The sequence below is a fragment of the Ignavibacteriota bacterium genome (assembly GCA_016708125.1).
Lineage (GTDB): Bacteria > Bacteroidota > Ignavibacteria > Ignavibacteriales > Melioribacteraceae.
In genome coordinates this window covers 2,155,251-2,168,027 of sequence record JADJGF010000001.1, presented here as the reverse complement: position 1 = coordinate 2,168,027, position 12,777 = coordinate 2,155,251, and the positions used below count along the sequence as shown (strand labels likewise).

Annotated in this window: 11 protein-coding genes; 2 read left to right on the top strand and 9 right to left on the bottom strand. The window is 27.7% G+C overall.

The annotated features are described in order from the left end of the window. Positions 1 to 149: 149 nt before the first annotated feature. From IPH62_09555 to IPH62_09515, 9 genes are all read right to left on the bottom strand, one after another. Positions 150 to 2,063, bottom strand: coding sequence for a right-handed parallel beta-helix repeat-containing protein (locus IPH62_09555; GenBank protein ID MBK7105518.1), 1,914 nt, complete (start codon positions 2,061 to 2,063; stop codon positions 150 to 152). Between the two features lie 459 nt (positions 2,064 to 2,522). Further along, entirely contained in the window at positions 2,523 to 4,382 is a 1,860-nt protein-coding gene (locus IPH62_09550; GenBank protein MBK7105517.1) for a hypothetical protein, read from the bottom strand. A gap of 305 nt (positions 4,383 to 4,687) precedes the next feature. Continuing rightward, complete coding sequence (locus IPH62_09545; protein ID MBK7105516.1) at positions 4,688 to 6,289, bottom strand: alpha/beta fold hydrolase; 1,602 nt, start codon at positions 6,287 to 6,289, stop codon at positions 4,688 to 4,690. Between the two features lie 154 nt (positions 6,290 to 6,443). Beyond that, entirely contained in the window at positions 6,444 to 6,824 is a 381-nt protein-coding gene (locus IPH62_09540) for an SOS response-associated peptidase family protein (protein MBK7105515.1), read from the bottom strand. Between the two features lie 541 nt (positions 6,825 to 7,365). Next, positions 7,366 to 7,806, bottom strand: coding sequence for a C_GCAxxG_C_C family protein (locus IPH62_09535; GenBank protein ID MBK7105514.1), 441 nt, complete (start codon positions 7,804 to 7,806; stop codon positions 7,366 to 7,368). 111 nt (positions 7,807 to 7,917) lie between these two features. Beyond that, positions 7,918 to 8,487, bottom strand: a complete 570-nt coding sequence (locus tag IPH62_09530) for a GNAT family N-acetyltransferase (GenBank protein MBK7105513.1) — start codon at positions 8,485 to 8,487, stop codon at positions 7,918 to 7,920. A gap of 50 nt (positions 8,488 to 8,537) precedes the next feature. After that, the gene (locus tag IPH62_09525; GenBank protein ID MBK7105512.1) at positions 8,538 to 8,708 is read right to left on the bottom strand and encodes a hypothetical protein; all 171 of its coding nucleotides are present in this window, start codon (positions 8,706 to 8,708) and stop codon (positions 8,538 to 8,540) included. A 388-nt stretch (positions 8,709 to 9,096) separates the two neighbouring features. After that, the gene (locus tag IPH62_09520) at positions 9,097 to 9,312 is read right to left on the bottom strand and encodes a hypothetical protein (GenBank protein MBK7105511.1); all 216 of its coding nucleotides are present in this window, start codon (positions 9,310 to 9,312) and stop codon (positions 9,097 to 9,099) included. Between the two features lie 197 nt (positions 9,313 to 9,509). Next, positions 9,510 to 9,986: a DUF417 family protein gene (locus IPH62_09515; protein MBK7105510.1), complete on the bottom strand. Its 477-nt coding sequence runs from the start codon at positions 9,984 to 9,986 to the stop codon at positions 9,510 to 9,512. Positions 9,987 to 10,359: 373 nt separating this feature from the next. Here IPH62_09515 and IPH62_09510 point away from each other — a divergent pair, with 373 nt between their 5' ends. Both IPH62_09510 and IPH62_09505 read left to right on the top strand, forming a co-directional pair. After that, positions 10,360 to 11,922, top strand: coding sequence for a HAMP domain-containing histidine kinase (locus tag IPH62_09510; GenBank protein ID MBK7105509.1), 1,563 nt, complete (start codon positions 10,360 to 10,362; stop codon positions 11,920 to 11,922). 12 nt (positions 11,923 to 11,934) lie between these two features. After that, a complete protein-coding gene (locus IPH62_09505) occupies positions 11,935 to 12,609 on the top strand; it encodes a response regulator transcription factor (protein MBK7105508.1) in 675 nt (224 codons plus the stop codon). The last annotated feature ends 168 nt before the right edge of the window (positions 12,610 to 12,777 follow it).

Below are 12,777 nucleotides of genomic sequence, written 5' to 3'. Positions count from 1 at the left end.
CTTGTTTTGTTATTGTTAAATTGGTTGGTTTGTGGTGGTTTAAAAAGAAAAAGCACTTCTTTGTGGGAAGGGCTAATTAATATCTAATTATTCTATAGCAGAGAATATGTTTTAATATTATTTACAATAAGAAATTTTATTTAATTTATTTACCATACTTTGATTTTTACTCTTCCATTTTGAATATCCTCAAAAGGACCAGGTGAAGGCAATATTTTATTGCGTACTTTGCCAAAATAATCAGTATCAATTTTCAATATTGAACCATCAGCATTATCAAACCTAAGTTTTGGAACTATTGCTATATCTAATATATTTGTTGTTACCATGGTTCGTTTTTGTTCAGTAACCCAATTCTGATTCATATTAGTTTCAAGAAATATATTTTCACCTTCCTTAATGAATTTCAAATTTGTGTCGATGTCTGTTGCATTTATTGAGTTTCTTTCAATCGCAGAGATAGATTCAATGGTTTTTAATTTCTCTTTTCCATTCTCATTTAATTCACCATATTTTTTTTCAATTGAATCAGCATTTGGTCTTTTACTTCCTTTTGTAAATACATTCCCATCAAAAATAACTGGTAATATGGCTTTACTATATTGACTTACATCGCTTCCACTTACAAAAAGATTATTATAAAACTGCAAATCTCCACTTTGATTTTCCGAAAATGATTCTATATATGTCGAATGAGGTTTAAGATATGGAGTCAATCTTGAATCGTAATACAACGCATCAATTTTTCCACTAAATAGATTATGAACTACAGCTACTCCGCTTGAATTCAATACAAGATTATGCGGTGAAAGCATAATATTATTACTTACAAGAGTTGGACCATGATTAACTTCAAGAAAAATATCAGTCAGATTATTATGCATTAGATTTTTATTAATTTGTGCACCTTGTGCCATCCAGTCAAGCCAAATTCCAATATTAACTGAATAGATATGGTTATTTTCTATGATTACATCTACAGCACCATGAAATTTTATGCCTGCCATTTCTGCACCTGAAAACAGTCGCCTTTCATAAATATTATGAATGGTATTGCCTGTAATTGTACTAAATGCACAACCCATACTTCCTACTATTCCTGATTGTTCACAATAAGCAATTATATTGTTTTTAACTATATGACCACCTATTGTTCCTTTGTTCCAACCAAATTCTAAAGCTCGATTTATTGTACCGACATAACCTTCTGCAGATTCTGTATCTTTATTATCAAACTGATCTCCATATTTGCCTAACGACAAACCAACACACTTAGAGTATTTAATTATATTATTTTCAATAACCCATCCTCTACTCCAATGAGTTCCAATTAGTCCCATTTGTTCTGCTGTTGGCGGAGCCCAATTTGTTGCGGCATGCTGCATTATAAAACCACTTACTGTAATGAAATTGATGAATGGTTTATCCGGATAAAAAATTGTTTGCCTAACATTTATTTCTACTGTTTCAATATTTGGATTTGCATTATAGAATTGTGCCCATATTGTTGTTGTATCTGAATTTGTTTCAGAATACCAGAGTAGATTTTTTTCGTCTATTGTTTCTATTACTTCTTCTTTTTTATATGCTTCCATTAACCAATTGCCATTTAAATAAACAGCTCCGGTATGGTAAATGCGGTCTTCTGGTGTGGGAAAAAACCAATCACCATGGATAATATCTTTATATGGATTAAATTTCCCAAAAAATGTAACTGGAATCTTTACTTCCCAAATGTTATTATTTACCTTTTTCCATCCTTTGATTATTTCGGAGCCTCTTATTTCGACTTTCTCTCCTTCTCCTGCTTCATAAATAATTCTTTCTTGGTTTGAGTTTCCACCTCTTGGTGGTATAATTTGTTCTCGATAAATACCTTCATGTACGGTAATTATGTCACCTGGCATTGCTTCTTGAGCTGCTCGACTAATTGTTTTAAAGGGGCTTGAAATTGTTCCTTCATTTAGATCACTTCCATTTATTGAAACATGAATTTCATTAGTTTGAGCCGATAGAATTACAATCAATAAATTGAATATTAGAATAAATATTTGCTTTATCATGTGTATCTCATTTTATTTAATTGACTAATTTCATTTGTTGTATAATACTAAATTATGTTGATAATATTGAATGAATTAGGATATACAAATTATTCTGACATTGAACAATTTTATTGGTCGAATTAAAAAGATTATATAATTCTCAGTTCGACAAATGATGTAAAACCATTATCTGTAAATATGACGTGGTCTAAAACTGATATGTCTTCATTAAGCCAATTTTCAAAATGAAATTAAATCATGGATTTTACTGCTGAAATCAGTTATATATTTTATTTCCAATGACAATTTAAATTTTAAAATAATTATAAAATTTAGAAGTAGAATGATGATCATAAAAATGGAATCTTTACCGAACCGTTTACTGTACGCGTTGGACAAATCGGTTATAATAAAAGTAAGGCATATCTTTTTTATTTCTTGACGAGATTATAATAGAATAATTTAGTTGATTTAGTTTCAATTTATTTTTGTGCTATTTATATAATTACTAACGATCTTGGCATTCGCGCAGTTTTCTATTTTAACATAGTTTTGATTTTCTTTTATTTGTGTTGAGTTTATAATGTTATTCTCAAATAATATATTACTACTGTTTTTAACTGAAAATGCTAAATTATTATTTAGCTGAAAATAGTTGTTCAATACATTTATATTTTTATGAATATATTTATTGTCAAATACTTTCAGATTTTCAGGGTGAATATTTACAACAGGTTCCCCACATTCAATGAACTTGTTATTGAAAATTGTCGCATCATTAACATAACCAGATTCAAACCAACTATTTGCATCATCGGCAATTAAAATTGCGCTCATATGAGTTTTGAGAAATTCATTATATTCAATTATAATTTTACCTCTTGTTGTTACAAGAATTCCACGTGTTGGTATTTGAGTTATTTTTGTATTAGTAATTTTAAAATTTGGAGACCAAGTAATATTTTCAATTACATCATTTGTTTGAATATTTTTTGACATTTTTTCCTTAAATGTAATTTCGATTTCTTTTTCATCTAACATCACCGAATTTAATACAATATTTTTGCTTTTAGGTAATAAACTCATCGAATTAATAAATTCAATACTATCGTCAGATTTAAAAGCATTAAATCCATAAGTTTGTGGATGCATATACCTTACTCTAATTTTCTTATCAGATAAAATTTCTGTTACTTTCAAATGTGTTCCATGAACATTTATTGCATCATCGTTGGCTGCAGATAAAAACGAATTGCTTATTTCAATATTACCTCTACAGCTTGAGAAATGAAGAATATCAGCCCAAGCAGCAGAAGTTCTCTCAGAATCTTTTCTTGGAACTACAATTATGGAATCATAAATTAAGTTTTCACTAAACTGATTTACAAATCCCATACCATGCATAAAGTAAACATTTATATTTTTCCATGTAATATTTTTGCTTTCATTTATAAATACTGCTGCATAATCACGGAAAGTATCACGATTTTGATATATCACTCTTTTAATGAATCCGGGATTTTTATCAAAATTAATCCTTAATTGATTTTTACTTTTTTCCTCAAAATGAAGATCTTCAATAGGAATACTATGTCGATAAATTTCTTTACTTTTAGGATTAAATATTTGCCAAAGCGAATTGGCTTCGTGCTGCCATCCTTCACCAATCCAGATTAATTTTCCACTTTGAATTAAATAATCTGAATCCTTATGAACTTTTACATCGGCAAATTTATCAGAGATATTTTCTACAATAAATTCAGAAACTGTTGGTCTACTGTAGTCGAAACTAAATCCTTCAATATAAACATTTTCACAATTGTTGATGCAAACTTCAATAACTTTACCTCTCATAATAACATCGGCATTTTTAGCTTTTATATTAATATTTTTTGAATCTAAAAAATAAAATGCAATTGATTTTAACGAATCCGGAGAGTCATTTGAATTTGAAATATGGAACTTTTTTCTTAATGCATTTGTTGGATAAAAATCATACCTACCTTCTGCAAAAAATATTTCTATTGGATTTTCCTCTGATCCTTTGCCAATAATAAATAATGATTCATAGAATTTTCCGCTTGATAATATTTCTACACGATTTCCTTCAGTTAAAATTAATTTATTAATATTTTTGAATGATTTCCAAGGCATAGATTTTTCTATGCCTATATTTGTATCACTTCCAATATTGGGATCAATATAGTATGTTCTATTTTTTACAGATATTATTCGACGATTTTTTTGTACGTATTTAATATCTGATTCAAATTTTTCATTCTGAAAATTGCATCCAATTAGTAAAGAAACAAAATATAGAATAAGAATAATTTTCATAATTATTAATAAATATTTTTTGATATTAATTATCAAAATATTTTTATAAAACTATGATTACTTTATTATAATAACAAAAATAAATTTTCAGTTAGTTATTTATATTATTTATTTAACTGTACTTTGATATATTGAAATGACTGGTGAGCTTGTATTGAAAATAGGAAAGAGTCCCAAATAATGAATTACGAGTTACCTAAAGATGCCTTGACAATGTAGCTTATCGTAAATGACGATAATAAAATTCTAAGTTTATAATACTAATGGATTTATAGATTTACTAATATTTAAAGATCCTTTGTCTTTTACTCATGTATTAGATTATTTTTTATCAATGATGTTTTATGTCTATGACGTTGTATTTTTCTGAATATCCAATATAAAATCGCAAGCAGAACTATTACTAAAATTGCAATTGAAATTAGAGCTATTTTTGCTATTATTGGAAAGCCCCATTTAACATTAAAATCCATTGGAATATATTTTATTAATTCAGTTTTAATTATACCATTGTTGTAATAATTTATAATTATTTTATCACTCATTGTTTGATTCAAATATCTTAAATCGCCGACATGACCATATTCCGAAAGAATAATTTGCTTACCATTCTTAAAGTATTTTAGAAATTCATTTGCAAATTTTGGTGGATTGGCAAAATCAACACTGCCGCTCAGCATTAAGGTTTCGACATTTGTATCCTTTGGTGTCCGTAATTCCTCGGGAATCATTTTTATACTAATTCCACTTAAAAAAAATGTTTTCCAAATAATTTCATTGAGTGGATCACCTAATATTTTATTCTGTTCAGTTTTTCCAAATTGAATATTTTTAGCATAATCTAAATCTGCGCTTACCGCTTTTGTTACAATATCTCCATACAGCATCATTCTTGGGAATGTATAATCAAAAGCAAGAGACATAATAGCTAATCCGCTGTAATCGCCTTTTTCAGCAGCAATAAATGCATCGAAAACCATTGCAGAAGTATTTCTATGCATCAGCATTCCAAATGTTGCTGCTTTAACTTTCCCCGGATTGATTGAAAAGAATAGCCATTTTTTTGGCATGTTATTTAATACCTTTTTCATAGTACCGGCAAGATCATTACTTAATTTTAATTTCTCTGAATCCTTTGCCCACAAATTGGAATAATATTTAATTAGCTCATCAGTTTTGATCGGGTCCCAAATAAAATTGCCTGGAGTATTTACTCCAATCATGGCAGTACGAAAAATCTTTGATGGGTGTTTTAATCCATAAATATAAGCTATTCTTGTACCGTAACTTTCACTTAAAATATTTATTCGCTCGTACTTAAATATTTTTCTAACGACTTCCATATCTTCAATAGTTTCCGGAATTGTATATCCATCTATATCTATCCTCGCTGATTTAAAGCGATTAAAACTTTCTACCCAACTTTTACTAATATTTTTCAAAGAACTTTCACTTAGAAGATCATCACCGCTATTTATCATTGCTTCTGTTACTTCTGGACAATCAAGAACTGTAGAACCATCCACACCTCTGTAACCAACCATCACAAAATCATGGTCATATAACAACGAATCAATTGGCAACCAATTCATATTGGTTTGACCGGGTCCTCCAGTCAATCCAAATATTGGTTCTTTTAGATTCTCAGATTTAGCATGAATACGAATTACAGGAAGGTGAATTACTCTTGATAAGTTGTTACTTCTATTTTCCGGGACGGTTATTGTTCCATAGTCTGCTTTATATTCTTTTTGTCCACATTGAAATTTACCGGAATTGAAAACAAAACTTTCATTAACTGCATTCTTTTTCGGTGTGGGAAATTCTGTTTTATTATTACTGCAACTAAATGAAATAAATATTATTATAAAACAATAGCAAAAGCTATTATTGTATCGCTTCATCATATTGTCTCTATTAATTAGAAATCACACAATCAAGTCTTACTTTAATTTCAAAGAAAAGAATAGTTGTTATATAAGCGATTCTTATTAAAATTTATTTGTTACTTATCTTATTAATGAGATGTAAATTTATATATTCAAAATAACTAAAGTATTACTAAATCTCCGCAGCTTCCATTTCCATATTTTTTTCATCTTTGTATGGAACACATTTTTCAAAATTACTGTTTACATCTCCGCTTAAAAATTCAACGGCATCTTTCAAATTCAATATTACCGGCATTCTATTGTGTATTTCTTTCATAAATTCATTCGGTTCGGTTGTAATTAAAGAAACCGACTTATTCCCTTCCTTATCCTTATTGTAAAGTCCCGGAACAAAAAACATCTCCTCATTTTTCAAAAATATTCTATAAGGTACTTTCTTTTTATTTTCTTTCTTCCACTCATAAAATGCAATCCCGGAAGTTCCCGCATGTTCACTTTTTAATATTTCTTCCCAGTTAATTACTTCATAAGGTATAATCAAATTATTCACCTTCAATTCCAAATTAAATTTATTTTATCGACCTATTAACATATTCAAACTCTTTTCAACTTTGTACGCCAATAATATTTAAGCTTACCTAATATCCAATTTATTTCTGTATTGTGCGGGAATTTGTTCGTTATATGTTTTTTTTTGAATGATTAATTGCCTTCTACATTTCTCGCTAATTTACTTTTAATAATTAAAAAATATATAATTGAGAATAATCCTCCAGATATCAAACTGTTTAAGAAAATTATTATAGTTTGTGCCCATAGATTTACAAAACTTACATTTCGTAATAAAATATTTAATGGAAATAACAAAATATTCATTAAGTATGACAAAAATATCTCAGTATTTGTTTTTGGCCCACTAAAAATTGTCATTCCATTTAATACTGATATTATTGAAAAGATGAAATGAACTATAGCAAATAATATGATGAAAATGATAATTCTTTTAGACATAAATTTAAATTTTATTTTGCCATATAATGACTTGGCTCCGTTATCAGTTTGAACTTTAATTAAGTGTGCGCTTTAACTAATTAAATTATTTCTTCGAGATAATTAACAACTGTTGCCATACAATTCTTACATACTCTGTTTTTCAAATCTAATTCCGTAAAATTCTTTTGCCCAGCTTCATTTGTTAAATCACATTCATTTAATAATTTTCTGCAAATATAAGTACCATGTTTTTCAGTAAAACGATTCATCAATTCTCTTGTTTTGATATAGGTTACTTCAGTATTTTCATTTTCACCATTTGAATCTTTACCATATTTTAAACCAATAACCATTATACCGCCGGTTAAAGTTCCACAAACTTCTTCCTTTCTTCCCATTCCACCGCCAAAACCGCACGACATTTTTAATGCAATATCTTTATCGAGATTCAATTCTTCACAAAAAGAAAATAAAACTGATTGGGCACAATTAAAACCATTATCAAATTGAGTGATAGCACTTTCAAGATGATTTTTCATATTTTTTCCTTATGGTAATGCTATATTTGGTCTATTTTTTTTAATGCTCAATTGGTAGTCGGATTGCTTACTCCGTTTCTTTTGGTATTGAGTTGTTAGTTATGTGATAGTTCAAAGCAAATCTGTTTCTATTAGACAATATATAGCACTATCTAAATACTTCCCATTGTAAAGATAATCTTCTCTAAAATAAGCTTCTTTCTTGAATCCAAATTTTTCCAAAACTTTTATTGATTTAATATTTAGAGGATTGACATTACCCATAATACTATGTAACCCGAATTCATTAAATCCAAATTTAATTATTTTTTGAAAAACTTCCGACATATAACCTTTTCCCCAATATTCTGGTTTTAATGCATAACCAATTTCTGCTCTAGCACTTTCTCTTATAAGAGTCCAATAACCTATATAACCAACTACTTCAGATGATAACTTTTCACGAATAATCCAATTAATTCCGGTTTTGTCTTCATACGACTTAATTATTCTTTGAATCATTTCCTTAGTATCATCAATAGATTTATGATTGTCTCTATCTAAATATTTTGTTACTCTATCATCTGAGCGAATAATAAATATTTCATTTGCATCTTGAATTGTAAAACTTTCCAAAATTAAGTTTTTTGTTTCTACGTTAGGGAATTTTTCAAACACATTATCATTTATTTTATAATTCATTATCAACCTTTTTTTAAATTATTAATTTAAAATTATCCTCATCATCTAACTCAATGCCAATAGACATTGTGACCTGCTCCCCAGAATCCAGCCAGCAGAGTTGTAACCCAATTTGTATATGTTCCAAATATGGAAAGTATAAAAGTCAATTGGAATTGTTTATTCGATAAATTTAATTTTGGCCAAATTAATCCAAAAATTATTAATAAAATTCCATTCATTACACCTTCAAGATGACTGATAAACCCATCCTAGTATTTTCCATTATTGGTACAGCAAAACCAGTAATCAAACCAAGTAGGAATAATATTATTCCATATCTAATTAATTTAAGGTCTTGAGTTGGTTGGTTGTTTATATTCAATTATTTTCTCCTTTTTGTGAAACTACAATAATATTAATGAATATTTAATATTGTTATAATTATATAAATCATTCTTGCTTTATTATTGTTAAAAACCTAAACAAAAACATTTTCTGGTTATGGAAAATAATATTCTAAGGTTTCTACTTTTCAAAACACAGAAATTTTGTTAGAATAAATGTTTTTATCAAATTTATTTTCTAAAATTTTATGAATGATATTGTCTCAATTCTTGAATTAAATAATCAAGGCGAATCCTCAGAAAACTTAATCCCCCATTTATTTGTATCCGCAAGTATATCAGAATCATCTTTAGTTAATGTAAGTATAGAATTTGTTGGAGCAATATTTTCCTTTTTACGCAGCTTATCCACTATTCTAAAAAATACGTTCACATTAAATTCTGCAAACTTCTGCATCATCCAATCTTCACGAATTCTGTTTTCAAATCTCCCGCACATATTATAATTTCCCTTGATAAGTTTCGAACTTATGCAAATATAATAAGTCTTAAAATGATTTTTGGACTTTTGCAATGTAGTTTCACATATTGGAATTGAGTGAAGAAATGTTAGTACATTCCTTTCAATTACTGTGTTGAGGTTTTTTACATGTCTATTTGTGTTTTTTTAAAGAGCAAAAATAATTTTTAGTTTTTTCATTTTAGAGTTAACAACTTTCTCCCACGTATAGTTGAGCCCAATACTATTCCAGCACTTATTATAACTAAGTTTTTTATAATGTATTGACCTTCTAAAGAAGGAGAGTAAGGTATTATAGTAAATACTTCATTAGGGAAAAAGAAAATAGGCGTTAATGTTCCTATCATTTGTAGAAACAATAAAAGTAATGTAAATCTCATAGTTAATCCGGTTAAAAGTCCAATCCCAATTAGTACTTCCCATAATGCAAGTAAATTTATTGATATAACCGGTGATAAATAACCAAAAGTCATAATACTTATGGTTCTAATGGCAAGTTCTTGAGCTGGACTTAATCCGGGAAAAAATTTTAAAATTCCGAACCAAAAGAAAATAATTCCAACACTTATTCTAAGAAAAAGAACACCATTCTTTGACATCCAATTTATTATTTTAATATCTATTTTACTTAACCACTCGATGAGATTTCCCATTTTAATTCTCTTTCTAAATGTATTTGATTTTAACTGCAACTTACGAGAATTGATTTTAATATAAAATTAAAAATTTAAGAATGACGAACACCATTTCACTAATTGTCAGTAAATAAGATTTTATACTTTTACTTCCTTGTTTCCCTTTTTAAGCATTCTGTATAAATATAATCACTTCCTCAAAATATATTAATTTACATCTACCTATATTTTAGATAATTATTTATTTCTTTTTTTGCAATCTTTTAAATTGTTTGCATACAATTTTTCAAGAGATTTTTTATTAATTTCTTTACCAATTTCATATGTCAATAATAATTAAAATGTTGCTGATAAATTTTATATTTCTATACCTTTTTTAAAATTCAAATGTATGTTGAATACGACAAAAAAAATAAGCATTATAATTTCAGTTATTTTATTGCTTCCACTTGTTATTTATACTTTCTATGAACTAAGTAACTTATCCGAAAATGAAAAATTTCTCGAAAATATTTATTCCGAACAATTAAATACAATCATTTTTAGCGTTAACCAAAATGTTGATGATGTTTTACAAAGCTGGTCTGGTAAAATAAATGATATAAACCAATCGCCAGATTCTGAGTTTGTAAAAAATGAAATGATTGAATTCATCAAGTTAAATTCTTCTGTTTCACTTATTGTTATTGCCGATTCTTTAATTTCAAATAACATGAAATTTTATTCTTCAGGCGGACATACAAGTGCGCAAAATGCAGTTTTACGAATTCAAAAAATTCTAAAAAGTAATTCGGAAATTATTAAGTCGCTTATTGAATATAAAATTTTGGGTTATAATAAAATTCAGCCGCTTGTAAATAATTTGGATGAAACTCCTCTTCTTTCATTTTTAATTAGGGATGAAAAAAGAGAACTTAGAATTGTTCTTTTTGTTATTAACATGGATAAATTCATTAAAAATATTTTAAGTAAAAGAATTAATTCAATCTCAAACAATGAATTAATTGTATCCATTTTTCATAATAAAAATTTAATAAGTTACACCGGCGGTAATGAAGTTACTTTTAGTGATTTATTGGAATATAAAAAACTGTGGGCTTTCCCAAATTATTTTTTGGGAATTAGTACTCCGGGAAAAACAATTAAAGATATTGTCCGTGAAAGATCAACAACTAATTTAATTATGTTGGCATTGTTAAATATTGTAATTCTGCTTGGAATAATTTTCTTATTTATAAATATCAGAAAGGAAATTAAACTCTCACAATTAAAATCAGATTTTGTATCAAACGTTTCACACGAAATTAGAACTCCGCTTGCATTAATTGGGATGTTTGCGGAAACTTTAGAATTACACAGAGTTGAAACTGAAGAACAGAAAGATGAATATTATAAAATTATAAGAAAAGAAACAGAGCGATTGACAAGAATTGTAAATTCAATTTTAAATTTTTCTAAAATGGATTCTCGCAGTAAAAAATATAATTTTGAAAAGACAAATCTTAATTTAATTCTCGATGAAGTTTTAAAAACTTATCAGCACGAATTAAATAATTCTAAAAATGAATGCATTATTAATAAAGCAATTCATTTGCCGGATTTGGAATTAGATAAAGAAGCCGTTATGGAAGCTGTAATTAACCTAATTGATAATGCCTTAAAATATTGTGAGAGTAAATGTAAACTTGAAATTTCAACCGGTATAGATAAAAATTTTGCATATTTGGAAGTGTGCGATAACGGAATTGGAATTTCGAAGGAAAATCAAAAAAAGATTTTTGAAAAATTCTACAGAGTTACAAGCGGCAATGTTCACAATACAAAAGGAAGCGGATTGGGTTTATCACTTGTTAAAAATATAATGGAAGCACATAACGGAAATGTAATTGTTGAAAGTAAATTAGGTGAAGGAAGTAAATTTCAATTAAAATTTCCGCTTAATAAAATAAATTAGAAGATTGGAAAAATGAAAAAAATATTAATTGTTGAAGATGAAGAAGCTATGCAGCTTGGGCTTGGTAATAATCTAAAATATGACGGCTATGAAGTTGATTTTGCTTCAGATGGTGAAGAAGGAATAAAAAAAATAAAAGAAAATTTTTACAATTTAATTTTATTGGATGTCATGCTTCCAAAATTATCGGGATTTGATGTTTGCAAATCTGCAAGAAGTTTTGGAATTAAAACTCCAATTATTATGCTTACTGCAAAAAGCGAAGAAATTGATAAAGTGCTCGGACTTGAAATAGGTGCAGATGATTATATTACAAAACCGTTTAGTTTAAGAGAACTTTTAGCACGCGTGAAAGCAGTACTGCGTAGGGGTGATACGGATTCTACTGAAAAAATTCAAATTGGGAAAATTGTGGTAGATTTTAATTCCTACAATGCAATGGAAAATGGTATATCATTAAATCTTTCATCAAAAGAATTTGATGTTCTTCACTATTTATGGAATAACAAAAATAAAACTGTTTCGAGAGATGAACTGCTTACGCACGTTTGGGGAAATGATGTTTACACTACTTCGAGAACAATTGATAATTTTATTTTAAAACTCCGACAAAAAATTGAAGAAAATCCAAATGAACCAAAAAAGATAATTACAATTCATGGCATTGGTTATAAATTATTGGCTTAACTTATAATTATTTTCATTAAAAAAAATCGTATCAAAATTATTCTTCTGTTAAATCTATTAATGACAACTCGTGACAACTTATAACAAATATTTGACAACTCTCCTTTCTCAATGTTCGTCATAATAAGTGAACAAAAAATTTTGTTAGTCACAAGTAAATAAATTAGA

Coding starts and splice junctions, on each gene's coding strand:
- IPH62_09555 (MBK7105518.1), bottom strand. CDS start 2,063: ATGATAAAGCAAATATTTATTCTAATATTCAATTTATTGATTGTAATT.
- IPH62_09550 (MBK7105517.1), bottom strand. CDS start 4,382: ATGAAAATTATTCTTATTCTATATTTTGTTTCTTTACTAATTGGATGC.
- IPH62_09545 (MBK7105516.1), bottom strand. CDS start 6,289: ATGATGAAGCGATACAATAATAGCTTTTGCTATTGTTTTATAATAATA.
- IPH62_09535 (MBK7105514.1), bottom strand. CDS start 7,806: ATGAAAAATCATCTTGAAAGTGCTATCACTCAATTTGATAATGGTTTT.
- IPH62_09530 (MBK7105513.1), bottom strand. CDS start 8,487: ATGAATTATAAAATAAATGATAATGTGTTTGAAAAATTCCCTAACGTA.
- IPH62_09525 (MBK7105512.1), bottom strand. CDS start 8,708: ATGAATGGAATTTTATTAATAATTTTTGGATTAATTTGGCCAAAATTA.
- IPH62_09520 (MBK7105511.1), bottom strand. CDS start 9,312: ATGTGCGGGAGATTTGAAAACAGAATTCGTGAAGATTGGATGATGCAG.
- IPH62_09515 (MBK7105510.1), bottom strand. CDS start 9,986: ATGGGAAATCTCATCGAGTGGTTAAGTAAAATAGATATTAAAATAATA.
- IPH62_09510 (MBK7105509.1), top strand. CDS start 10,360: ATGTTGAATACGACAAAAAAAATAAGCATTATAATTTCAGTTATTTTA.
- IPH62_09505 (MBK7105508.1), top strand. CDS start 11,935: ATGAAAAAAATATTAATTGTTGAAGATGAAGAAGCTATGCAGCTTGGG.